This is a genomic window from Lysobacter sp. FW306-1B-D06B (assembly GCF_038446665.1).
GTDB lineage: Bacteria > Pseudomonadota > Gammaproteobacteria > Xanthomonadales > Xanthomonadaceae > Lysobacter_J.
The window spans coordinates 3,972,094-3,995,794 of the sequence record NZ_CP151802.1 but is presented as its reverse complement, the minus strand read 5'-3'; the positions used below and the strand labels follow the sequence as shown (position 1 = coordinate 3,995,794).

16 protein-coding genes are annotated in these 23,701 nt (G+C 66.6%); 9 read left to right on the top strand and 7 right to left on the bottom strand.

Going from position 1 to position 23,701, the window contains the following annotated elements; all coding sequences use genetic code 11:
• The first annotated feature begins 140 nt into the window (after positions 1-140).
• A complete protein-coding gene (locus AAFF32_RS18495) occupies positions 141-494 on the top strand; it encodes a DUF1304 domain-containing protein (protein ID WP_342315980.1) in 354 nt (117 codons plus the stop codon).
• A 12-nt stretch (positions 495-506) separates the two neighbouring features.
• Here the strand turns inward: AAFF32_RS18495 and AAFF32_RS18490 are convergent, their stop codons facing one another.
• Positions 507-971, bottom strand: coding sequence for a hotdog fold domain-containing protein (locus AAFF32_RS18490; protein ID WP_342315979.1), 465 nt, complete (start codon positions 969-971; stop codon positions 507-509).
• Between the two features lie 65 nt (positions 972-1,036).
• Positions 1,037-3,505: an acyl-CoA dehydrogenase gene (locus tag AAFF32_RS18485; protein WP_216963660.1), complete on the bottom strand. Its 2,469-nt coding sequence runs from the start codon at positions 3,503-3,505 to the stop codon at positions 1,037-1,039.
• 244 nt (positions 3,506-3,749) lie between these two features.
• Here AAFF32_RS18485 and AAFF32_RS18480 point away from each other — a divergent pair, with 244 nt between their 5' ends.
• The 8 genes from AAFF32_RS18480 to AAFF32_RS18445 all read left to right on the top strand — a co-directional run bounded on the left by AAFF32_RS18480 (position 3,750) and on the right by AAFF32_RS18445 (position 11,658).
• Positions 3,750-4,415, top strand: coding sequence for a TetR/AcrR family transcriptional regulator (locus tag AAFF32_RS18480; RefSeq protein WP_216963657.1), 666 nt, complete (start codon positions 3,750-3,752; stop codon positions 4,413-4,415).
• A 60-nt stretch (positions 4,416-4,475) separates the two neighbouring features.
• Positions 4,476-6,272: a phosphoenolpyruvate carboxykinase (GTP) gene (locus AAFF32_RS18475; protein WP_343224080.1), complete on the top strand. Its 1,797-nt coding sequence runs from the start codon at positions 4,476-4,478 to the stop codon at positions 6,270-6,272.
• A 7-nt stretch (positions 6,273-6,279) separates the two neighbouring features.
• Positions 6,280-6,864: a 2OG-Fe(II) oxygenase gene (locus tag AAFF32_RS18470; RefSeq protein ID WP_342315977.1), complete on the top strand. Its 585-nt coding sequence runs from the start codon at positions 6,280-6,282 to the stop codon at positions 6,862-6,864.
• Between the two features lie 19 nt (positions 6,865-6,883).
• The gene (locus AAFF32_RS18465) at positions 6,884-7,915 is read left to right on the top strand and encodes a hypothetical protein (protein WP_342315976.1); all 1,032 of its coding nucleotides are present in this window, start codon (positions 6,884-6,886) and stop codon (positions 7,913-7,915) included.
• Complete coding sequence (locus tag AAFF32_RS18460) at positions 7,912-9,507, top strand: sulfotransferase (RefSeq protein WP_342315975.1); 1,596 nt, start codon at positions 7,912-7,914, stop codon at positions 9,505-9,507. The genes AAFF32_RS18465 and AAFF32_RS18460 overlap by 4 nt, the downstream gene beginning before the upstream one ends.
• A gap of 32 nt (positions 9,508-9,539) precedes the next feature.
• Positions 9,540-10,136: a sigma-70 family RNA polymerase sigma factor gene (locus tag AAFF32_RS18455; protein ID WP_216963643.1), complete on the top strand. Its 597-nt coding sequence runs from the start codon at positions 9,540-9,542 to the stop codon at positions 10,134-10,136.
• Positions 10,133-10,669: a hypothetical protein gene (locus AAFF32_RS18450; RefSeq protein ID WP_342315974.1), complete on the top strand. Its 537-nt coding sequence runs from the start codon at positions 10,133-10,135 to the stop codon at positions 10,667-10,669. Before AAFF32_RS18455 ends, AAFF32_RS18450 begins: the two co-directional genes overlap by 4 nt.
• Before the next feature lie 74 nt (positions 10,670-10,743).
• Positions 10,744-11,658 carry a DUF4097 family beta strand repeat-containing protein gene (locus tag AAFF32_RS18445; RefSeq protein WP_342315973.1) on the top strand — a complete coding sequence of 305 codons (915 nt, stop codon included), beginning with the start codon at positions 10,744-10,746 and terminating at the stop codon, positions 11,656-11,658.
• A 569-nt stretch (positions 11,659-12,227) separates the two neighbouring features.
• Here the strand turns inward: AAFF32_RS18445 and AAFF32_RS18440 are convergent.
• The 5 genes from AAFF32_RS18440 to AAFF32_RS18420 all read right to left on the bottom strand — a co-directional run bounded on the left by AAFF32_RS18440 (position 12,228) and on the right by AAFF32_RS18420 (position 23,693).
• Positions 12,228-12,887 (bottom strand): TIGR02466 family protein, encoded by a 660-nt coding sequence (locus AAFF32_RS18440; RefSeq protein WP_216963634.1) that lies wholly within the window; start codon positions 12,885-12,887, stop codon positions 12,228-12,230.
• A gap of 96 nt (positions 12,888-12,983) precedes the next feature.
• The gene (locus AAFF32_RS18435; protein WP_342315972.1) at positions 12,984-16,028 is read right to left on the bottom strand and encodes a TonB-dependent receptor; all 3,045 of its coding nucleotides are present in this window, start codon (positions 16,026-16,028) and stop codon (positions 12,984-12,986) included.
• A gap of 243 nt (positions 16,029-16,271) precedes the next feature.
• On the bottom strand, positions 16,272-19,292 hold the full coding sequence (locus AAFF32_RS18430) for a TonB-dependent receptor (RefSeq protein ID WP_216963628.1): 3,021 nt from the start codon (positions 19,290-19,292) through the stop codon (positions 16,272-16,274).
• 280 nt (positions 19,293-19,572) lie between these two features.
• Entirely contained in the window at positions 19,573-22,584 is a 3,012-nt protein-coding gene (locus AAFF32_RS18425) for a TonB-dependent receptor (protein WP_216963625.1), read from the bottom strand.
• A 287-nt stretch (positions 22,585-22,871) separates the two neighbouring features.
• A complete protein-coding gene (locus tag AAFF32_RS18420) occupies positions 22,872-23,693 on the bottom strand; it encodes a hypothetical protein (protein ID WP_216964305.1) in 822 nt (273 codons plus the stop codon).
• Positions 23,694-23,701: the final 8 nt, after the last annotated feature.

Here is a 23,701-nt window from a genome sequence, read left to right as displayed (position 1 = left end):
ACCCAAACCCCTCTTCCGTCGGAATAAGGGCGGTGACTCCGACGCTGTTTGCACTCACCGAATCCATGCGACGCTGCGAGCCTGGCTCCCGGTCTTCGCCGGGATGACGTCTGCGTTACGCCGCCTGTTGGAGAACCCGAATGTCCATGCTCGCGCTGGTGCTGATCGCGATCGTCGCCCTGCTGCACCTGTACTTCCTGGTGCTGGAGATGTTCCTGTGGACGAAACCGCTGGGTCGCAAGGTGTTCCGGATGTCGCTGGAAAAGGCCGAGGCGACGAAGGTGCTTGCCGCCAATCAGGGCCTCTACAACGGCTTCCTCGTCGCCGGGCTGGTGTGGGCGATCGTCGCCCAGCGCGCCGATGTGGCGACTTTCTTCCTCGCCTGCGTGATCGTCGCCGGCGTGTACGGCGCGGCGACGGTCAACAAGCGCATCTTCTACGTGCAGGCGCTGCCGGCGATCGTGGCGTTGGCCGTGGTGTGGTTCGCCCGCTAGGAGCCGCGGCTTTCACCGTCGCGGCGACACCCACATCATGATCGACGCGCGGAACACTGCTTCGCCCGCGTCGTTGCTCACCAGCACCGTGACCGGCAGGTCGTAGCCGTTCGTCGACTCGACGAGCGCCACATCGGGCGTGGCGACGCCGTGCATCGTGCCGGTGGCTTTCTTCAGATACTCGACCGTCATGCCCTTGGGAATCCAGCGCATCGACGGCGGCAGCGAAGCGTCGGTCATCACGCCGGCAGCGAGTTCGGCCAGGTTGCACAGCGCGATCGCGTGCACGGTGCCGATGTGGTTGTGGACGCGGCGACGGTCGCGGATGCGCACTTCGCAGCGGTTCGGTTCCAGTGAGACGATGCGCGGTGCGATGGTGCCGAAGTAGGGCGCCTTGAAGCACACCGCGCGCGAGAACAGCCAGTGGCCCGCGGGCCAGCGCGTGATCCTGCGGTAGAGCTGGAGCAATGGCGTCATGGCGAAGTCCGCATAAGACGACGGCGGGACAAGCCCGCCGTCGTGGATGTGAATCCCGCGTCGCGTCAGGCCGCGTAGCGGCTGTCGTGCGTCGCGTCGTGGTGGCCGGCGGCACGCAGCTCGTCCGGAGCGAAGTCGTCCACGCTGATCGTGTCGATCGTCAGCTCGCGCAGCTCTTCCAGCTGGCGGCGTTCGTCGGCGGTGATCCAGCCTTCGCGCACGCCCTCGTCGAGCTGCGTGGCGAAGTCGTGCGCCTCGATGCCCTTCTGCTTGAGCGCCTTGAGGAACTTGCGCTCCACCGGCTCGGCGAGAACTGCCTTCTGCAAATAGCTGGCGATGCGGCCGCCCGGGTTGTTCGCGGTCGGCGTGAGGAACACGCCCTTGCCCAGACGATCGCGCGCTTCGTTCGGCGACATAAGCAAAGACGCGACCTTGTGGCCCAGGCGATCGCTCGGGTACTGCGCGCGACGGCCCAGCGGGAACACCAGCGCCCACAGCAGCCAGCCGATCGGACGGATCGGGAAGTTGCGCAGCGCGCCGGAGAACGCCTTTTCGATCTTGAAGGTGGCGTTGTGGATCGACCACGCCAGCAGCGGCTGGTCGGTGACCGGGCGGCCTTCGTCCTCGTAGCGCTTGAGCAGCGCGCTGGCGATGTACAGGTTGCTGAGCACGTCGCCCAGGCGGCCCGACAGCGATTCCTTGAACTTCAGCTTGCCGCCCAGCAGCAGCATCGAGGTGTCGGCGCACAGCGCCAGCGCTGCCGAGTAGCGGTTGAGCTTGCGGTAGTAACGGCGCGTGTAGGCATCGCCCGGCGCCTTGCCGACTCGCGCCGAGGTCAGGCCGAACCAGAACGAACGCACGGCGTTGGAAATCGCGAAGCCGATGTGCCCGAACAGGTTGCGGTCGAACTCCCGCAGGCGTTCTTCCGGATCGGGCAGCGTCGCCGCCTTCATTTCCTTCAGCACCCACGGATGGCACAGGATCGCGCCCTGGCCGAAGATCATCAGCGAGCGCGTCATGATGTTCGCGCCTTCCACCGTGATCATGATCGGCGCGGCCTGCCAGTTGCGGCCGGCGAAGTTGCGCGGGCCCAGGATGATGCCCTTGCCGCCGATGATGTCCATGACGTCGCGGGCGACTTCGCGGCCCATTTCGGTGCAGTGGTACTTGGAGATGGTCGAAGGCACCGCCGGCAGTTCGCCACGGGCCACCGCGGCGGCCGAGGCTTCGGCCAGCGCGCTGATGGTGTAGGCGTTGCCGCCGATGCGGGCGAGCGCTTCTTCCACGCCTTCGAAGCGGCCGACCGACAGGCCGAACTGCTTGCGAATGCGCGCGTAAGCGCCGGTCACCACGGCGCCGAACTTCGTGCCGCCCGAGGCGGTGGACGGCAGCGTGATCGAACGGCCGATGGACAGGCACTCCACCAGCATCTGCCAACCCTTGCCGGCGTAGGCTTCGCCGCCGATCAGCTGGCTCAGCGGAATGAAGACGTCCTTGCCGCGGATCGGGCCGTTCTGGAACGGGCTGTTGAGCGGCATCGCGCGGCGGCCGATCTCCACGCCCGCCGTGTCGCGCGGCAGCAGCGCCAGGGTGATGCCGATGTCCTGCTTGTCGCCGATCAGCCCGTCCGGGTCGTACATGCGGAATGCCAGGCCGATCAGCGTCGCCACCGGGGCGAGGGTGATGTAGCGCTTGTCGAAGGTCAGTTTCACGCCGACCACGCGCGCGCCGTTCCACTCGCCCATGCAGACGATGCCGTAGTCGGGGATCGACGTGGCGTCCGAACCGGCCCACGGACCGGTCAGGCCGAAGCAGGGCACTTCGCGGCCATCGGCCAGGCGCGGGAGGTAGTGGTCCTTCTGCTCCTGCGTGCCGTAGTGCATCAGCAGTTCGGCCGGGCCGAGCGAGTTCGGCACGCCGACAGTGGAGGAGACCACCGAGGAGATCGAAGCCAGCTTCTGGATCACCTTGTGGTTGCCCAGCGCGGTGAAGCCCAGGCCGCCGTACTCCTTCGGCACGATCATGCCGAAGAACTTGTTCTTCTTGATGTACTCCCACAGGTCCGGCGAGAGATCGGCGTCGACGTGGGTGATCTTCCAGTCGTCGACCATCTTGCACAGCTCTTCGACCGGGCCGTCGAGGAAGGCCTGCTCATCCGGACGCAGCGTCGGCTTGGGCTGGTTGGCGAGCACATCCCAGTCCGGCTTGCCGGAGAACAGCTGGCCTTCCCAACCCACGGTGCCGGCTTCCAGCGCGACGCGCTCGGTTTCCGACAGCGGCGGCAGGATCTTCGTGTAGAAGCCCAGCAGCGGCTTGGTGATGAACGGCAGGCGGATCTGCGGCACCAGGAGCGGCACCGCGATGATCGCGGTGACCAGCGCGGCCACGACGGTCGCCGTGCCACTGGCGCCCAGCAGCCAGCAGGCGACCAGGGCGGTGGCGGTCAGCGCCGCCCACACCGGCAGGCGCAGGCGGTGGTAGGCACAGATGGCGCCCACCAGCAGGAAGGCAATAAAAGGTATGGCGATGCTCATGACGGCGCTCCAGCAGCGGTGCGGCAGTGTCCAGTTGATGGATATGTTGGGTCGGGTTGCGTCGATGCGCAGGGGCCTTTTATGGAAACAAGGCGTTCAAGCGCGCGCATCAAACGCTTGCCATACGGCCGAGTATGGTAATATCCCATCCTTGCTGTCAACCGACCGTCTTCATGCCTTCTTTCGGCCATCTTGACGGGGCGCATACTGTTACCGCCACTGCCGTATGGTTAAACTTGCCGCCATGAGCTCGAACGCGCAGACCAAGCAGGAAGGAGCCGGGCAGGACCGCACCGGTGACCGCGGAGCCCAGGAGCGTGCGGGCCAGGATCGCCCCGCCGCGCCCGAGCGCACCGGACGCCTGAGTGCAGACGACTGGGCCCAGGCCGCGCTCGACCTGATCGCCGAGCAGGGCGTCGCCGCCGTCGCGGTCGAACCGCTCGCCCGTCGCCTGGGCGTGACCAAGGGCAGCTTCTACTGGCACTTCCCCTCGCGCGATGCCCTGCTGGTGGCCGCGCTGGAGCGCTGGGAGAAGGTCGAGCAGGAAACCGTCTTCGGCCAGCTCGAACCCATCTCCGACCCGCGCGAACGCCTGCGTGCGTTGTTCACCCTGGTCGCGCACGAGTTCAAATCGCACGTCATCTATTCCGAGCTGCTCAAGGCGCTCGACCACCCGGCAGTCCAGCCGGTCATCGGCCGCGTCTCCGAGCGCCGGCTCGAATACCTCGTCGCATCGTTCCGCCAGGCCGGGCTCAGCCGCACCGACGCCCAGCACCGCGCGCGCCTGCTGTACGCCGCCTACGTGGGCTTCCTGCAGCTGAACCTGCAACTGCACCAGGCGCGCATGCAGCACGATGAATTCGAGGCCTATGTCGAGCACATGATGGCCACGCTGATTCCATCAGCATGATCCGTCAGCCTAATTTTCAATAACGCCGGCCCCCGCTGGAGGATGTTGTCCGTGAATGCCATTTCCCATGACGTCGCCAAACCTGTCATCGCCCCGGGAAGCGACGGCAGCAAGCTTGCCGCCCTCAACGCCTGGGTCGCAGAAGTCGCCGCGCTGACCAAGCCCGACGCGATCCACTGGTGCGACGGCAGCGACGCCGAGAACGCCGCGCTCATCGCGCAGATGCAGCGTGATGGCACGCTGGTCAAGCTCAACGAGCAGACGCATCCGGGCAGCTACCTGCACCGCTCGCATCCGGACGACGTCGCACGCGTCGAGCACCTGACCTTCGTGTGCACGAGCAAACAGGACGACGCCGGCCCGAACAACCACTGGATGTCGCCGGCCGACGGCCACAAGAAGATGGACGCGCTCTTCGACGGCTGCATGAAGGGCCGCACGATGTACGTGATCCCGTACTGCATGGGCCCGATCGACTCCCCGCTGTCGCGTTGCGGCGTGGAAATCACCGACAGCCCGTACGTGGTCGCCAACATGCGCATCATGACGCGCATGGGCGCACCGGCCCTGGCGCGCATCGAGCGCGAAGGCAGCTTCGTGCGCGGCCTGCATTCCATCGGCGAGCTCGATCCGGAACGCCGCTTCATCATGCATTTCCCGGAAGAACTGACGATCAAGTCGTTCGGCTCCGGCTACGGCGGCAACGCGCTGCTGGGCAAGAAGTGCCATGCGCTGCGCATCGCCTCGCACCAGGCCAGGTCGGAAGGCTGGCTGGCCGAGCACATGCTGATCCTGGGCCTGGAGAATCCGCAGGGCGAGACGCACTACGTCGCCGCCGCGTTCCCCTCGGCCTGCGGCAAGACCAACCTGGCGATGCTGATTCCGCCGGAAGGCTATCGCGCCGACGGCTGGAAGGTCTGGACGGTCGGCGACGACATCTGCTGGATGCGCCCGGGTGCCGATGGCCGCCTGTACGCGATCAACCCGGAAGCCGGTTTCTTCGGCGTCGCGCCGGGCACGTCGAGGAAGTCGAACCCGAACGCGCTCGCCTCGATCCAGAAGAACACCATCTTCACCAACGTCGGCGTCACCGCCGACAACCAGCCGTGGTGGGAAGGCCTCGACGACGGCCAGCAGCCGGTGACCGACTGGCGCGGCAACGCGTTCGACGCCGCCAAGGGCCCGGCCGCGCATCCGAATTCGCGCTTCACCGTGAGCGCGAAGCAGTGCCCGAGCTATTCGACCGAAGCCGAAAGCGCCGCCGGCGTGCCGATCAGCGCGATCGTGTTCGGCGGTCGTCGTCCGTCGCTGGTGCCGCTGGTGTTCGAAGCGCGCGACTGGACGCACGGTGTGCTGGTCGGCGCCGCGATGGGTTCGGAAACCACCGCCGCCGCCACCGGCGCGGTCGGCGTGATGCGCCGCGACCCGATGGCGATGAAGCCCTTCTGCGGCTACAACTTCGCCGACTACTTCAGCCACTGGCTGTCGTTCGACAAGGCCGACGCGAAGCTGCCGAAGATCTTCCACGTCAACTGGTTCCGCAAGGGCGATGACGGTTCGTTCCTGTGGCCGGGCTTCGGCGAGAACCTGCGCGTGCTGGAGTGGATGATCCAGCGCGTGAAGGGCGAGGCCGGTTCGGTGGAAACGCCGATCGGTCATCTGCCGAAGAACGACGAGATCAACCTGGAAGGCGTCGCCCTGACCGACGAAGCGCGCGCGAAGCTGTTCGGCTTCGAACGCGAAGGCTGGCAGGCGGAATTCGCCAGCATCGGCGAGTACCTGGACGAATACGGCCCGCGCATGCCGCAGGCGTTGAAGGACGAGCAGCAGCGCATCGCCAAGGCGCTTTCGAACTGAGGACTGCATGACAACGAACCCCGCCGCGCTCGCGGCCAGTCGTGAACTCGTGATCGACGGCCGCCCGCTGCGGGTGTTCGACGGCCATCTGCCGAACGTCGGCGACTACGTGCGCGGCCTGGAACGGGCCGCGTACACGCGCACCGAGATCGCCCGCCCGGAAACGGCCGAGCATCGGCACTGGGCCACCGAAGTGAAGCTCGAAGCGCTGGTGCAGCAGCCGATCTTCGACATCTCGGCCCGCGCGGTGCTGGGCTTCACCACGCGCGAGTTCGGCTACCGGCCGTACCGCGCGTACACCAACGTCGCCAGCTTCGGCGACATGCTCTTCAGTCACACCGACTGCCTGCCCGAGCAGCACGATCTCACCGCGCTGTGGTACCTGTGCGAGCAGTGGGACCTGGAGTGGGGTGGGGAGACGATGTTCTTCGACGCGCAGGACGAAGTGGCCTGCGCCGTGCAGCCGCGTCCCGGACGGCTGGTGATCTTCGACGGCGCGATCAAGCACGTCGGCCGCCCGCCGAACCGCATCTGCTACGCGCCGCGCTACACGTTCGCGATCAAGTTCGAGCGCCAGCGCGTCCCGGGCTGACGTCGTGCCCGACGCCGCGATGCCTCCGTCGCCCGAATCCGCGCCGTCGTCCGCCCTCGCGGACGCCCGCTGGTTTCCGGTCGACCTGCACGTGCCGGAACGGCGTTTCACGTTCGCAACGCTGGATGTCGATGCGCTGGAGCGTTCGACCTTCCTGGACACGCGGCTCGACGCCGGCCTCGACGATGCGACGCCTGTGGGCGCGGATGCCGCGGCTTCCGTCGCCGCGCCGCCGCGACCGCCGGCCTGGCTGTTCCACACCTCTTTCTGCGGCTCGACCCTGCTCGCCCGCGCGCTGCATGTCCCGCCGCACCAGGTCGCGCTGAAGGAGCCACTGGTGCTGCGTCGTCTCGGTGACGCGCGCCATGCCGGCTGGTCCACCGGCGAGCTCTCCGCGACGACGGCCCGGCTGCTGTCGCGCCCGTGGAGCGACGAAGGCGGCGTCCTCATCAAGGCCACGCACGCCGCGCTCAACATCGCCGGGGACCTGCTCGATGCCACGCCCGGCAGCCGCGCCGTGCTGTTGACCTCGTCGCTCGACGACTTCCTGATCTCCAACCTCAAGAAACCCGCCGACACGCGGGCGAAAGTGCCTGAGCTGGCCGAACGCGCACTGCGCGCCGGCTCGCTGCACACGCGCTTGCCGGCGCAGGCATTGCAGCCGCCGGACCTGCTCTGCGCGGTTGCCCTGCAATGGGCGGCGCAACGCGATCTCATCGCGCGCCTGTCCGCGCAGTACGGCGACCGCGCGCGCCTGCTCGACTTCACGACGCTCGCGGCCGACCCGGTCGGCGTGCCGGTCGCGTGCTCGCGCTGGTGGCGGCTGCCCGCACCGGCCGACGTGGTGCGCGCACGGGCCGACGAGGTCGCGCGCCGCAACGCCAAGGCGGTGTCGGTGGAATACAGCGCCGATCGGCGCGCACACGAAGCGCGACTGGTGCACGATCACCATCGTGGGGAGCTCGCGCGCGCACGCGCCTGGGCCGATCGGTTTGTAATGCCTGCGATGCAGGACGAACGGGCGATGACGCCGCCGGAGGAATGGACGTGAACGTGGCATCGCTGTGGCAGCAGGGCGAAACCTATGCGAAGCAGGGGCAGTGGGCGGCGGCGCTCAAGGCCTACGACGGCGTGCTCGAACGCGATCCCAAGCACGTCATGGCCATGCTGCGCGCCTCGCGCATGGCGCTTTCGCTGGGACGCTACCGCGACGCGCGCGAGTACGCGGTGCGCGCGCTTGCCGCCAGGCCGCAGGGCGACGAGCCGGTGTTGAACCTCGCCCGCGCGCTGCGTTTGTTCAACGAGCCGGCGCTGCTGATGGAATGCATCGAGCATTCGCGCTGGCAGGAACGCCGCTCGGCGCAGTGGCTCACCGAAATGGCCATGCTGATCAGCACCAGCGGCGAGAACGACCTGGCGATGCAGCTGCTCGACGTCGCCGTGCAGCGCGATCCCAAGCATCCGCCGACGCGCTACTTCCGCGGCGTCGTGCGCATGTTCTTCGGCCAGATGGACGAGGCCGAGCAGGAACTGGAGCAGTGCATCGCGCTGCTGCCGACTTACGCGCAGGCGCACTGGGTGCTCTCGCGCCTGCGCAAGCAGACGCCGGAGAACAACCACGTCGCGCGCATGAAGGCGCTGATCCCGCGCGTGCCCGCCGGCAGCGAGAGCCGCGTGTACCTCGCCTACGCGGTGCACAACGAAGCGCACGACCTGGGCGACTTCGACGAATCGTGGCAGGCACTGGAGCATGCGTGCCGCACCAAGCGCCAGCTCACGCCGCACGACCGGCTCGATGCGCGGCGCATGTTCGAAGGACTGGCGAAGACCTGCGACGCGGACTTCGTTGCCGCAGGCCAGGCGCACGCCGATGCGCCCGCGCCGTACCGGCCGGTGTTCGTGGTCGGCATGCACCGCTCGGGCAGCACGCTGCTGGAGCAGTTGCTGGGCGGCCATCCCGATGTCACCGACGGCGGCGAGACGTACTCGTTCACCTCGCAGATGCGCTACTTCGCCGACCACCGCAACAAGGGCGTGGTCGATGCGGAGCTGGTCAAGCGCGCGCCCAACGTCGACTACGCCGCGCTCGGGCAACGCTTCCTCGAACACACCGCGCGCCGCGCACGGGGCCGTGCGGTGCTGACCGAGAAACTGCCGTCGAATTTCCTCAACCTGGGCTTCATCGCCCGGGCGCTGCCGCACGCGCGCATCCTGCACATGGTGCGCGACCCGGTGGACACGTGCTTCTCGAACCTGCGCACGATGTTCTCCGACGTGAACACCTTCTCCTACGACCAGCGCGAGCTGGCCGAGTGGTATGGCCAGTACCGCGGCCTGATGGCGCATTGGCATGCGGTGATGCCCGGTCGCATCCTCGATGTGCACTACGACGAGCTCGTCGCCGACCCGGAGGCCGTGATGCGCGGTGTGCTCGAGTTCTGCGGCCTGCCCTGGAACGAATCGGCGACCACGCTGGACCGCGCCGGCGCCGTGGCCACCGCGAGCAGCCCGCAGATGCGCGGGGGCATCATCAAGAACCGCAAGGCTGCCTGGGCGCCTTACGCGGACAAGCTGGGGCCGCTCCTGGAAGGGCTCGCGCCCTGGCGGGAGCCGCAGGACACCATTCAGAACCCCGGCCCTTAAACCCGCGCGCGGTTCGGCGCATCACAAGGGACATGCTGACCGTCGTGACCGAAAGCCTGACCGATGCCCCCACCGCCCCGGACGATCCGGGCGAGGAGCGCAGCCTGGTGGCCGCGGCTGCCCGCGGCGAGGTGCGGGCCTTCGAGGCGCTGTACCGCCGCCACGCCGGCCGCGTCCACGGCGTCATCGCCCGCCTGGTCGGGGCGCACGGCGCCCGCGCCGAGGACCTGACGCAGGAAGCTTTCGTCCGCGCGTGGCAGGCGCTGCCGGCGTTCCGCTTCGAGTCGGCGTTCTCGACCTGGCTGCACCGCCTGGCCGTGAACACCGCGCTGATGGAGCTGCGCAGCCGGCGCAGCCGCCCGCAGGACGAGGGCGATTCGGACGAGGAGGTGTTCGACCTGATCGGCAGCGCCGACTCGGCCGGGCATGTCACCGCGCTGTCCATGGACCTGGAACGCGCCGTCGCCAGCCTGCCGCCGCGCGCCCGCGCGGTGCTGGTCCTGTACGACGTGGAAGGCTGGAAGCATGAGGAGATCGCCGCCGAACTCGGCATGGCGGTCGGTAGTTCGAAAGCGCAATTGCACCGCGCGCGCACCCTGTTGCGCGACCGGTTGGAGGCCCACGCATGAACACCCCCAACGCCAACGAAGACACCCGCCGCGACGATCTTCCCGATGCACTGCGCTGGCAGTTGCGCGCGATGCGCCGCGACGAACCGCCCGCCCGCGACCTGTGGCCGGACATCGCCCAGCGCCTGCAGCAGTCGCCGCAGCAGGCGGCCCGACCGCAGCGCCCGCGCTGGCTCGCGCCGGTGGCGATGGCCGCCACGCTGGTGATGGCCGTCGGCATGGTCGGCGTATGGCGAGCCGGAACCGATCACCCGGCCAACCCCGGCACGCCGGTCGCGACCGACGCCCGCCAGGCGACGCTGGTGCAGCTCGAGGCCCAGGGCATGACCCGCCAGTACCAGGCCGCGATGATCGAAGTCGGCCCGGGCCGGCCGCCGGTCGAACTGCAGCCGGCCTTCGACGAACTCGACCGCAACGCCACGCTGATCCTCGACGCGTTGGCGCAGAACCCCGACTCGCGCCTGCTGCTGGAGCAGCTGCGCCGGACCTACGCACGCCGCCTCGCACTTGCGCAGCGCGTCGCCTACGCCTGATGGTGAATGCCCCGATGTCCCGACCCTTTGCCGCTTCGTCCCAAGAACCGAAGAACGCTTCCCGGAGAATCTCCATGACCCGCGCCCACCTCCAACGCCTCGCATTCGGCCTGGCCCTGCTGGCGGCGCACAGCGCCTTCGCCGCCACGCCGATCAACGAGACGCGCCCGCTGGATCCGCGCGGACGCATCGAGATCGAGAACGTCAAAGGCAGCGTGGTCGTGCGCGCCTGGGACAAGTCCGAAGTGAAGATCGAAGGCAGCCTCGGCGCGGGCGTGGAACGCCTGGAAGTCGAAGGCGACCGCGAGCACCTCAACGTGCGCGTGAAGTACCCCAACCGCGGCGGCATGGGCATGTTCGGCAGCGACAAGAGCGAGCCGACGGACCTGATCCTGACGGTGCCGATCCGCGCGGACCTGGACATCGACGTGGTCTCGGCCGACGTCAACATCGAGGGCGTGGCATCCAACGAACTGTCCGTCGACACGGTCAGCGGTGAAGTCACCGTCGCCGCCGCGCCGCGCGAGGCCGATTTCGACAGCGTCAGCGGCGACCTGCAGCTCACGATCAACTCCAGCCGCGTCAGCGCCGAGACCGTCAGCGGCGACCTCAACCTGCGCGGTCGCCTGGACGGCGAAGTGCGCGTGGAAACCGTCTCCGGCCGTATCGACGTGAGCACGCTGCAAAGCCGCGTGCAGAAGCTGTCGGGCTCCACGGTGTCGGGCGACATCAACATCCACACCGCGCTGGCGAGCAACGGCCGCATCTCGCTGGAAACGGTGAGCGGCGACCTCGACCTGACCCTGCCGAGGAACCTGTCGGCGAACGTGCGCGGCGAGAGCTTCAGCGGCGATCTCGCGGCGCCGGGCGCTCAGATCATCCGGCCCAAGCACGGCCCGGGTTCCAGCTTCGACCACCGTTACGGCAGCGGCGACGGCGACATCACGATCGAGAGTTTCTCCGGAGATGCGACGCTGCGTTTGGAGTGAGGCGCGGAGCGCCTGCAAGCGACACACCGCAGGGCCGCCGCAAGGCGGCCCTTTTTCTTTGGGGCCTTCTACCGTGCGAGCCCCTCTCCCGCATGCGGGAGAGGGGTTGGGGTGAGGGCAGGCGATGGGTGCGCCCCCGCTTCTCTCTCACTCGCCCCCTCAACACCGGACACCCGAAGCCGTCATTCCCGCGAAGGCGGGAATCCAAGTTTCCGAATCCTCACGCACTGGAAAGGCATCACGCGATGCGAGCCTCGCTCGCCGGCTGGCGCGGTCGCGCCGGGTACTCCGCACGCCGAGCGCCAAGCTCGGGCGTCCGAGCAGGAAACTCCGTGCGCCGAGCTCAAGACTCGGATGTCCGAGCAAAAAGCCCCGCACGCCGAGCTCCGAGCTCGGTCATCCGAGCAAGAAGCTCCGTGCACCGAGCTCCAAGCTCGGACGTCCGAGCAAAAAGCCCCGCACGCCGAGCTTAACGCTCGGGCCATCGGAGCAAAACGCTCCGTCCGCCGCGTTCAATCCCAGCCATCGCACCGCACCACCGCGCGTTCGAAGCCGCGCGCCGCGCGCCCTCAGCCTTCCTTCATCCCGAACCAGCAGTTGAACGCGATGGTGATGCGTTCATCGTCGCCATAGAACGGAAGCACTTCATGTTGCAGCCACGACGGGAACAGCACGAGCTGCCCCGCCTGGAACCGGATGCTGTACGTGCCATGGTGATACGGCGCACGCAAGCGCTGGTTGCCCGCGTCCATGAAGTAGTTGCTGTAGTGATGCGGATTGTGGAATCGAAGCACGCCCGACTCGGGCCGATCTGGCGGCGTGGTGCCCGGGTCGACGCAGTACACGCCCGACCACGACGCCATCGGGTGCGTATGCATGATCGTGAACCCGCCGTGCCGGGTCACATGGAACCAGGTGTGCGAGAAGATCTGCAGCCGCTGCATTTCCTGCGCGGTGTAGCCATTGAGATCGGCGATCGCGCGGCCGAGCGTGGCCCAGCAGAACTGCCGCAGCTGCTGCACGCAGGCCTCGGGCCAGGCGAACAGGTTGAAGTCGCTCTCGAACACCCCGTGCTGCTGTTTCAGCGACGGATTCGGATTGGCGTACCGGTCGCCCTGCGCTTCGCGCGAGAGGATCAGCGCGCGCAGTTGCGCATTGAGGCCGGACGCATCGGGCAGCATGTCCTGCGCCAGCGGGACCGCGAAGACGGGGTTGATCTCGAAGGGCATGCGGAACCGGACAGACGGGCAGCGATGTCCGCAGTGTAGCCAAAAACGCTACGGCCTCATGCGAGGCCGTAGCGGTCGTGCAAGCGACACACCCGCTCAGAACTTCTGCGAATAGCGGAAGTAGAAGAAGCGGCCGGGCAGGTCGTACTGCGGGTCGAACGAGTTGGCGAACGAGGTGAAGGCGATGGGCGGGTTCTTGTCGAAGAGGTTGTTGATGCCCACCGTGACCTTCGCGTTCCACGGCGCATTCCAGTACACGCTGGCGTCGTGGAAGGTCGAGGCGCCGATGTGGTGCTCGTTCGCGGCGATCGACGTGAAGCTGTCGCCGCCGGCCGGGCCGTCCCAGATGCCGTTGCCGTTGCTGTCGGTCGGCACGCTGCGGGTGCGGCCGGTCGTGGTGCACAACCAGGCGTAGCCGTAGTCCTCGAAGGCCTGGCAGGGCTCGTTCTGCGACGAGTAGTAGCGCACGTTCCAGGTCGCGCCCCAGTCGCCCTTCTCCCAACGCGCCGCCAGGTTGGAGCGGATGCGCCAGTAGTTGAGCAGGTTCGGGCCGTCGTACTCGCCCACCAGGTTGCCGCCTTCGTTGGCCGCCATCTCCGCGCCGATTGCCGGCTCGGTGAAGATGTCCTCGCCGTAACGGCCGTCGCCGTCGTTGTCGTTGAGGAACTCGGACAGGTAGGTCGTGTCCCAGGTGAAGCTGAACTTGCCCCAGGAGTTCTCGGGCAGACGGTAGCTCACCGTCATGTCCCAACCCTCGACCTTGGTGCCGCCGATGTTCACCGTGGTGTTGAGCAGCGACAGGATCTCGCCGCCCGGCTGGCGGCTGTAGAGATCGCAGGTCGCGCCGGTGCCGCCGGAGTCGATGCACTGCTGGATGATGTTGGCGCCGCCGACGGTGGTGATCGCGTCCTCGATCTTGATCTTCCACCAGTCCAGCGAAACGTCCAGGCCCTCGACGAAGCTCGGGCTGTAGACGAAGCCGGCGGTGGTCGACTCGGCCTTTTCCGGCTGCAGGTTCGGGTTGCCGCCGACGGTGATGCGGATCTGCGTGTTGTTCTGCGCATACCCGCCGTCGGGCACGCCTTCAGCGCGGCAGCGGGCCTGCGCGGGCGGCGTCTGGTTGCCGAAGTTGACCTGGTTGCAGGGATCGCTGAGCTGCGGGAACGAGTCGGCCTGGCCGGCGAACAGTTCGGCGATGGACGGTGCGCGGAAGCCTTCGGACCAGTTGCCGCGGATCAGCAGGTCGTCGATCGGCTTCCAGCGGAAACCGAACTTGCTGTTGAGCGTGTCGCCGAAGTTGCTGTAGTCCGAGTAACGCGTGGCCACCGAGAAGTCGAGCAGCTTGGCGCCCGGCAGGTCCGCGAGCAGCGGAATCGCCAGTTCCAGGTACGCCTCGTCCACGTCGTAGCCGCCGTTGGTGGCGGTGCGCGCGTTGCCGGTGGTGTTGCCGGAATTGATCAGCGCATCCGGTGAGTCGTAGCCGTCCTCGGTGCGGTGTTCGACACCGACCGAGAAGCCGAGCGGACCGCCGGGCAGATCGAACAGATCACCGCCGATGTTGGCGTAGTAGGTCTTCTGCGTGTAGCTGTACTCGTCGTGCGCGACGAAGGTCGTGTAGTCGAGCATGTCCTGCGTGATGCTGCCCGCGCCACCGAGCAGGTTCATCGGCACGCATCCGGCGATCGGATTGGTTGCCGTGCCGCAGGTCGGCACGCCTTCAGCGTCGACGAACGACGGCCCCAGCGCGTTGCCCAGCGAGATCACGTTGAACAGGCCGTTGGTGGTGTTGTTGGCCTTGTTGCGCCCGTAGAAGTAGCCGGCTTCCCAGTCGTAGTACTTCTCGGCGAAGTTCAGCGTGCCTTCGAAGCCCGCGTTCATCGCGAAAGTGCGCACGTCCTGGCTGAAACGGCGACCGCCGGTTTCAACCGCACGACGCTGCACCCAGTCGATGTCTTCGCCGAACGGGTTGTAGATGCTGTCGGCGCTGATGACCACGTTGCCGGCGTTGGTGCCGGCGACCGGCACGCCCAGCGTGATGGGCATCGCCGCCAACAGCTGTTCGGACTGGCGTTCGTTGTAGGTCAGCGTGGTCTTGAAGCGGATGTCGTCGGTGATTTCCACCGAGGCATTGCCGAACACCGAGCGGCGTTCCTGCGGGGTGAGCAGGTAGTTGTCCGGCGCGAAGTTGTAGATGTCGGCACCGGTGAAGTTGCGCCATGCCGTGCTCGCCGCGCCGCGGTCATAGGTGAAGCTGCCGGGGGAATTCGGTGTGCCCGTGCTGCCCGGCGTCGCGTTGGGACGGCAGCGCGTGGCCGAATCCGGATCGTCCGGGTCGGTGAAGCACTCGCCGAAGCGCACGCTGAAGTTGCCGTCGGGTGTGGTGGAGCTGCCGCCCAGCGCTGCGCCGGTGGTGTAGATCGGCTCCTTGGAGATGTAGCGGTCGCCCGCCATCACCGGGTCTTCCTTGACGTAACCGAAGCCGAGCATCGCGGCGAAGCGGTCGGACGTCGTGCCGATGGTGAAGTCGTAGGACTGGCGGAAGCCGTCGCCCTTGTCGTACTGGCCGATGTAGGCGTTGGCTTCGGCGCCCTCGAAGTTCTGGCGCAGGATCACGTTGACAACGCCGGCGATGGCGTCGGAACCGTAGATCGCCGAGGCGCCGTCCTTCAGCACTTCGATGCGTTCCACCGCGGCGGTCGGAATCGAGTTGAGGTCGACCTGGCCACCCAGGCCGGTGCCGGATGCACCGCCGACCCAGCGACGGCCGTTGACCAGCACCAGAGTGCGGTTCGCACCGAGGTTGCGCAGGCTGACGCCGGTGTCGCCGTTGCCGCCGTTGTTGAACGTCGTGTTGAGCGTGGAACCGTTGGCGGTGATGTTCTGGATCACATCGCCGACGGAGGTGAGGCCCTGTGCGGCGATGTCGTCGCGACTGAGCGAGAAGATCGGCTGCGAAGTCTCGATGTCCGCGCGCTTGATGCGCGAACCGGTGACTTCGATGCGATCGAGGGTGGTGGCTTCCTGGTCGGGGGCGGGGGCGGGGTCCTGGGCATGTGCGGTACCCATGCCGACTGCGGTTGTCGTGCCCAGGGCGAGCGTCATGCTAATGGCGTCCCGGAGCTTTGTTGTCTTCAAGATCATCGCTCTCTCCAAGTCGGTCTCAGTTTGTTCCCATGGGAACCCCGCCGGCGGAGCAAAAAACCACGCCAAGTCCGGCAAGGTCGGGCCGATGGTAGACCCGCCGAGCCAATACTTAAAGTGTTGTTAATCTTCAACATTCTGAACGGCCGTCGTTTCATTTCTGCAACGGCCACAAACAACTACGGCCCCTTTCGGGGCCGTAGAAGTAACGCAAGTGCCATTCGTACGGGACGAATGTACCGATCAGAACTTCTGCGAGTAGCGGAAGTAGAAGAACTGGCCGGGGACTTCGTACTGCGGGTCGAACGAGTTCGCGAAGGTCGTCGCCGAGATCGGCGGATTCTTGTCGAACAGGTTGTTGATGCCGACCGTGATGCGCGCATTCCACGGCGCATTCCAGTACGCGCTCACGTCGTGGTACGTCGTGGACCCGATGTGGTGCTCGGCCGACGCCACCGGCGTGATCGCGTCGCCACCGGCCGTGCCGTCCCAAACGCCGTTGCCGTTGCTGTCCGTCGGCAGGCCCGTGGTGCGGGTGTGGTCGGTGCACAGGAACGAGTAACCGTAGTCCTCGAAGTTCTGGCACGGCTCGCTCTGCGACGAGTAGTAGCGGACGTTCCAGGTCGCACCCCAGTCGCCCATCTCCCAACGCGTGGCCAGGTTCGAGCGGATGCGCCAGTAGTTCAACTGGTTCGGACCGTCGTACTCGCCGACCAGGTTGCCGCCTTCGTCGAAGAAGAACGGAGCGCCGATGGCCGGAACCTGGAGGTTGTCCTCACCGTAGACACCGTTACCGTTGATGTCGTTCTCGTAGCTCGACATGTAGGTGGTGTCCCACGTGAAGCTGAACTTGCCCCACGCGGTTTCCGGCAGGCGGTAGCTCACCGTCAGGTCGTAACCTTCCACCTTCGTGCCGCCGATGTTGGTGGTGGTGTCGAGCAGGTCGATGATCTGGCCACCCGGTTCACGGCTGTACAGAGAGCACGCCGGGCTGGTGCCGCCCGAGTCAAGGCACTGCTGGATGATGTTGGCGCCGCCGATCGTGGTGATGGCGTCCTCGATCTTGATCTGCCACCAGTCCAGCGAGACGTCCAGGCCTTCCACGTAGTTCGGGCTGTACACGAAGCCCAGCGTGTAGGACTCGGACTTCTCCGGCTGCAGTTCCGGGTTGCCGCCGACCGTGATGCGGATCTGCGGGTTGTTCTGCACGTAGCCGTTGGCCGGAACGCCTTCACGCACGCACTGTGCCTGCGCCGCCGGGATCTGGTCGGCGAAGTTGTTCACGTTGCAGGGGTCGGCGAGCTGCGGGAACGAGTCGGCCTGGCCGGCGAACAGCTCGGCGATGGACGGCGCGCGGAAGCCTTCCGACCAGTTACCACGAACCAGCAGGTCGTCGATCGGCTTCCAGCGGAAACCGAACTTGCTGTTGAGCGTGTCGCCGAAGTTCGAGTAATCCGAGTAGCGCGTGGCCAGCGAGAAGTCGAGCAGCTTGGCGCCCGGCAGGTCGGCCAGCACCGGGATCGCCAGTTCGAGGTAGGCCTCGTCCAGGTCGTAGCCACCGGCGGTCGCGGTGCGCGCGTTGCCCGTGGTGTTGCCCGAGTTGATCAGCGCGTCCGGCGAGTCGTAGCCGTCTTCGGTGCGGTGTTCCAGACCGAAGGAGAAGCCCAGCGGGCCGCCCGGCAGCGAGAACAGATCGCCGCTGATGTTGGCGTAGTAGCTCTTCTGCGTGTAGCTGTACTCGTCGTGCGCGGTGAACGTCGCGAAGTCCAGCATGTCCTGCGTGATCGTGCCCGGAGCGCCGAGGATGTTCATCGGCACGCAGCCGGTGACGATCGCGCCCGGCGCGCCGCACTTGATCACGCCATCGGTGTCGCGGAACGACGGGCCCAGGGCCTGGCGCAGCGCGATGACGTTGAACAGGCCGAAGGTGGTGTTGTTGGCCTTGTTCTCACCGCGGAAGTAACCGGCTTCCCAGTCGAAGTACTTCTCGGCGAAGTTCAGCGTGCCTTCCAGGCCGGCCGACATCGCGAAGGTACGCACGTCCTGGTTGAACGAACGACCGCCGGTCTCGACGGCGCGACGCTGGATCCAGTCGACTTCCTGACCGATGCCGCCGTTTTCCGGACGGTTGTAGAAGTTCGTCGCGCTGACGCGGATGTCGGAAGCGTTGGTGCCCGGAGCCGCGCGACCCAGCACGACCGGCATCGCCGCGAGCAGCTGCTCGGAGACGCGCTGGTTGTAGGTGATCGTCGACTTGAAGCGGACTTCATCGGTGATGTCGGCGGTGGCGCTACCGAACACCGAACGGCGCTCCTGCGGCGTCAGCAGGTAGTTGTCCGGCGCGAAGTTGTAGATGTCGGCCGGCACCGAACGCGGACGCCAGTTGGCGCCGCTCTGGCCGTTGTTGTACGTGAACGAACCCACCTGGCCGTTCGGCAGGCAGCGCAGCAGCGGGCCGAGCGGGTTGGTCGCCGTCGGTGCGCCGCGGCAGGCGTTGTTGGTGACGCTGTAGTTGCCGTTCGGCGAGGTCGAGCTGCCGAAGGCATTGCCGGTACCGACGATCGGCTCCTTGGAGATATCGCGATCGCCGGCCATGACCGGCTCTTCCTTGACGTAACCGAAGCCCAGCATGGCCGAGAAGCGGTCGGAGGTCGTGCCGATGGTGAAGTCGTAGCCCTGGCGGAAGCCGTCGCCCTTGTCGAACTGGCCGATGTAAGCGTTGGCTTCGGCGCCTTCGAAGTTCTGGCGCAGGATCACGTTCACGACGCCGGCGATGGCGTCGGAGCCGTAGATCGTCGAGGCGCCGTCCTTCAGCACTTCGATGCGCTCGACCGCGGCGGTCGGGATGGTGTTGAGGTCGACCGCGCCGCCGAGGCCCGTGCCACCGACCCAACGACGGCCGTTGACCAGCACCAGGGTGCGGTTGGAGCCCAGGCCGCGAAGGCTGACGCGGGTTTCGCCGTTACCGCCGTTGTTGAACGTGCTGTTGAGCGTGGAGCCGTTGGCGGTGATGTTCTGGATCACGTCGCCGACCGAGGTCAGGCCCTGCGAGGAGATGTCCTCGCGGCTCAGCGAGAAGATCGGCTGGGACGTTTCGATGTCGGCGCGCTTGATGCGCGAACCGGTCACCTCGATGCGATCGAGGGTGGTCGGCTGCTGCGAGCTTTCCTGGGCCACGGCGATGCCGGTGCCGGCAGCGGCGGTGCTGCCCACCGCGAGCGCGAAGGTAATCGCGTCGCGAAGCTGGGTGGTCTTCAAGGTCATCTCTCTCTCCGTAAAGCAGGGTGGTACTTCCCATGGGGCCCGCCGGCGGTGTCAAAGAAGACGCCAAAAACGGCAAGGCTTAACCGGATCGTAACCGCGCCATCAGAAAAGTGAAAGACGTGTTAACGACCAGTTATCGGCCAGTGACGGCAAAGTTTGAACATACGAAACCCTGAATGGGCGTATGGAGGGAGAGGCCGGCCGGTCCGGCAGGGGCCGTCGACGGGCCAAAAAAAAGCGGCCCCTTTCGGGGCCGCTCGAGTTGCTCCGCGTGAGCGGATCAGAAGCGCTGCTGGTACTTCATGTAGATGAAACGACCGATGTCGAACTGGCCCTGGTAGGACACGTTCGCGTTCGGCTGGCTGTACACCACCGGACCCTGGTGATCAAACACGTTGTTCGCACCCAGGGCGACGGTCGCGTTCCACGGCGCCTTCCAGCGGAATTCCAGATCGTGGAAGGTGTTGGAGCCGATCTCGTTGATCGCACGGGCCTGCGCCGGCACCGGGTTCGCCACGGCGAAGTCCGGGTTCGAGCACTCATCCGGGAACAGCGTGGCCGACAAGCAGGTTTCCTTCATGCCCGAGTAGTAGCGCATGCCCCACGTCGCGCCCCACGAACCCAGATCCCAGCTCAGGCTCGTGTTCGAACGAACGCGGAAGGTGCCCACGAAGCCCGGCGAGGTCGCGTAGCCAACCAGCTGCTGCGCCTTGGTGGCCGGGTTGGTGTCGGTCTTGATCTCGTCGCTCGTGGTGTAGGTCGTCTGCCACGAGAAGTTGAAGTTACCGAAACCTTCCGTCGTCAGGCGGTAGCCCAGGTCCATGTCCCAACCTTCGGCCTCGCGGTAACCCGCGTTGATGCTGGCGAATGCAAGGTTGTTGACGTAGCCCTGTGCCGCGTCACGAGTGAACAGTGCGCAACGGGTCGGATCGTTCTGGATGTAGCAGTCGTTGAGGATCTGCGTCGGCGAGTCGGCAACGATCGTGTCGTCGATGCGGATCTTCCACCAGTCGAGGCTGACGTTGAAGCCTTCGATGAAGCCCGGGCTCCACACCAGACCCAGCGTCTTGGACTCGGACGTTTCCGGGATCAGGTTCGGGTTGGAACCCGAGAAGAACGGAACCGGAGTCTGGGCGTTCGGCGCCGTGGCGGCGTTGAAGCCCTGCGCGAGCTGACGATAGGTGGCCGGGTTCGGAACGCCCGGGACGCCCGCGCCGCCGGCGCACGCCGTACGGACCGCCGCGTTCGTACGCGCCGTGCCGAAGTTCGTATCGCACGGGTCGGTGAAGAACGAGAACGTCTGCGAGCCGCCGCCGTACAGGTCGGCGATCGTCGGCGCACGGAAGCCTTCAGCGTAGGTACCGCGGAACAGCAGCGAATCGATCGGCTTCCACTTGAAACCGAACTTGCTGTTGAGCGTGTCGCCGAAGGTGTCGTAGTCCGAGTAGCGGGTGGCAAGGCTGAAGCTCAGCTCCTGCGCGCCCGGCAGGTCGGCCAGGACCGGCAGGAACAACTCGGCGTAGATTTCGTCGACGGTGTAGCTGCCCTGGGTCGGACCGCTGGCCAGCGTCGTCGAGTTGCCGGTCACTGCCTGCGCGTCGGGGATGAAGCGACCCTGCTCCTTGCGGTTTTCAACGCCGACCGCCACGCCCAGGTCACCACCCGGCAGCGTCGCGAGCGAGCCGCTGATGTTGGCCGAGTACACGGTGGTTTCGGTTTCGCCGCTGGAGTTCAGGCGCTGGAACAGCCAGTCCTGCAGAGCCTGGTTGCCGGTGAGACCACCTTCGCCAACCTGACCGTACGGGATGAACGGGTTCCATGCGACGCAGCCCGGGATGACCACGCGCTCAACGGCCGGCGTGCTCGGATCGTCCGGCAGCAAGCAGACGACGCTGCCGTCGGCCTGACGCTCGGAACGACCGGTCGACTGCTTGGCGCGGTCGACGTTGAGGTTGCCGTAGTTTTCCTGGTGGACCTTGTTGTTGTTGTAGAGGTAGTTGACGTCCCAGTCGAAGATGCGCTCGGCGACGTCGAAGCTGCCTTCAAGGGCCGCGGAGAAGCGCCAGGTGGTCGACGACGGAGCGTCGACGCGCGGCACTTCCCAGGTACGGCGGGTGAAGTTGATGTCACGCGGGGTGGCATAACCGTGCTGCGTGCCGACCGGGTTGTAGTAGCTGAAGCGCGACATCTTGAAGCCGCCCGGAATCAGGCCGGCCGACGCGCTCTGGAACGGATAACCCGCGACCTGACGCTCGGCGTCGCGGTCGGTGTACAGCATGTCGCCGCGGAAACGGACGTTCTCGGTGATGTCGAAGATGCCGTTGACGAACAGCGAGCGGCTCTCCAGCGGCGTGCGCAGGTGCGTCTGCTGGTTCGTGTTGCTCTTGTCGAGCACCGAACCGTTCGGATCAGCAGCCGTCGCGCCGGTGTTGGAGTTCTGCGTGTGGTAGTTGGCGAGGCTGCGCCAATCCGCACCCGGGTTCAGAACGAGCGTGCCGACGCCGCCCGGGTTCGCTGCACCCGGCGCATCCGTGATCTGGCCCCACTGCGAAGCGGTGGTCCAGCCGCGGGTCGGATGCTTGTAGCTCTGCGGGTACGCGCTGTACTCGCGATCCTTGGCGAAGACTTCCTCTTCCTTGCGGTATTCGACGGCGGCCGTGATCGAACCGCGATCACCGGTGAAGCCGAGGATGCCCGAAGCGCGGGTCGTCTCGCCGTCGCCTTCGCTGTACTGACCGTAGTACGCGTCGACCGTGGCGCCTTCGAAGTTCGAACGGGTGATGATGTTCACCACGCCGGCGATCGCGTCGGAGCCGTAGATCGAGGAAGCGCCGTCCTTCAGGACTTCGACGCGCTCGACGGCGACCGTCGGGATCAGCGAAACGTCCTGCAGGCCCGAGGTGCTGATGCCCAGGCGCTTGCCGTTGACCAGGATCAGCGTGCGCTGGGTACCCAGGTTGCGCATGCTGATGAACTGGCCGCCGACGTTTTCACCGGCCGACAGCGGCGAAGCGCGGCTGATGGCCGGGGCGCCGACGGCGGAAATGTTCTGCAGGATGTCGGCGACCGACTGGAAGCCCTGGTTTTCGATGTCCGCGCGGGTGATGGTCAGGACCGGTGCTTCGGTCTCGATATCAACCTGACGAATGCGCGAACCGGTCACCTCGATGCGATCGAGGGTGGTCGTCGTCTGCTGCTGTTCCTGAGCCATGGCCGTACCGGCCAGGGCGGTGGTGCCGACCGCGAGCGAGTAAACAATCGCGTCGCGGAGCGGGGTGGTCTTCAAGTTCATCTCTCTCTCCAAACGTGAGTCGATGGATCCCATGGGACCTAACCGACGGCGTCAAAGAAGACGCCAAAAACGGCAAGGCAACCCGATCCTAACCACGTTCGAAGAGAAGTGAAAGTGTCGTTAATGCACAGTTTCGAACTTGTGAAGGCCGTACGCGGGTGTATCGACCCCGACAGGGGCCTGGAAGGCAAGAGATGTGCCCAAACGAAGGCGCCGCTCACGAGAACCCCGCGAGCGGTCTTTGGATTCAAGGAGTTAAATCCGCGGCTGGCGCGGACGGCGGATCGTCAGAGATCCTGCTCGTAACGGACATAGGGAACGGTGCCCTCGTCCTTGTCGCCGTTTTCGGGGGCGAACGGGTTGCGGCCGCGGGTCACGACGTTCTCCGCGCCCACCGTGAGCTGGCCGCTCCACGGCGTGCGCCAGGTCAGACCGACGCCGAGGCCTTCCCACTGGCCCGGCTCGCCGGGGGTGTCGACCACGCGGCCGACGATGTTTGCGCTGAAGTTGCCGACGCCAGCGCCGACCGTGAGGCTCTTGGTGTTCCAGCGATCGGCCAGGGCGGGCACTTCGCCGGCCGGGATCAGCTTCGCGCGTGCCCAGGTGCCGCCGATGGACACCGTGGCCTCGCGGCCGATGTTCTTCTGGCCGTACACGGTGAGCGTGTTCTGGTCGACCTTGCTGAACTTCGAGTTGGGGCTCAGCCAGGCGGGTAGGGTGTCGCGACCCGTGCCGAGCGCCAGGCCGACCTTGCCACCCGCGCGACTCAGACTGGCACCGAGGGTGCCTTGGCGCGTGCCGGAATGGTCGTCGTCCTCGTCCATCGAGGCGAGCATGCAGTGATTGGCGAGGTTGCCGATTGCACCGGCCAGTCCGGTCTTGCGATCGCAGACCAGGCCGAGGGTGTCGCCGGCTTCCAGGCCGAACGCAGCGTCGAGGGTATTGCTGCCCACGCGCCAGCGGGCGCCTGCCACCGGGGTGCCGGTGGGCTCGAGCTGCAGGAGGTATTCGAGCTTGCCGCTGGTCTGGTTCCAGACCGGGAGGTAGGTCGTCTCCGGGGTGCGCCTGGCCTGCGCATGGACGCCCGACACCACGCCCAGGGCGAGCATCAGGGTCA

Coding starts and splice junctions, on each gene's coding strand:
- AAFF32_RS18495 (WP_342315980.1), top strand. CDS start 141: ATGTCCATGCTCGCGCTGGTGCTGATCGCGATCGTCGCCCTGCTGCAC.
- AAFF32_RS18490 (WP_342315979.1), bottom strand. CDS start 971: ATGACGCCATTGCTCCAGCTCTACCGCAGGATCACGCGCTGGCCCGCG.
- AAFF32_RS18485 (WP_216963660.1), bottom strand. CDS start 3,505: ATGAGCATCGCCATACCTTTTATTGCCTTCCTGCTGGTGGGCGCCATC.
- AAFF32_RS18480 (WP_216963657.1), top strand. CDS start 3,750: ATGAGCTCGAACGCGCAGACCAAGCAGGAAGGAGCCGGGCAGGACCGC.
- AAFF32_RS18470 (WP_342315977.1), top strand. CDS start 6,280: ATGACAACGAACCCCGCCGCGCTCGCGGCCAGTCGTGAACTCGTGATC.
- AAFF32_RS18465 (WP_342315976.1), top strand. CDS start 6,884: ATGCCTCCGTCGCCCGAATCCGCGCCGTCGTCCGCCCTCGCGGACGCC.
- AAFF32_RS18455 (WP_216963643.1), top strand. CDS start 9,540: ATGCTGACCGTCGTGACCGAAAGCCTGACCGATGCCCCCACCGCCCCG.
- AAFF32_RS18450 (WP_342315974.1), top strand. CDS start 10,133: ATGAACACCCCCAACGCCAACGAAGACACCCGCCGCGACGATCTTCCC.
- AAFF32_RS18445 (WP_342315973.1), top strand. CDS start 10,744: ATGACCCGCGCCCACCTCCAACGCCTCGCATTCGGCCTGGCCCTGCTG.
- AAFF32_RS18440 (WP_216963634.1), bottom strand. CDS start 12,887: ATGCCCTTCGAGATCAACCCCGTCTTCGCGGTCCCGCTGGCGCAGGAC.
- AAFF32_RS18435 (WP_342315972.1), bottom strand. CDS start 16,028: ATGATCTTGAAGACAACAAAGCTCCGGGACGCCATTAGCATGACGCTC.
- AAFF32_RS18430 (WP_216963628.1), bottom strand. CDS start 19,292: ATGACCTTGAAGACCACCCAGCTTCGCGACGCGATTACCTTCGCGCTC.
- AAFF32_RS18425 (WP_216963625.1), bottom strand. CDS start 22,584: ATGAACTTGAAGACCACCCCGCTCCGCGACGCGATTGTTTACTCGCTC.
- AAFF32_RS18420 (WP_216964305.1), bottom strand. CDS start 23,693: ATGCTCGCCCTGGGCGTGGTGTCGGGCGTCCATGCGCAGGCCAGGCGC.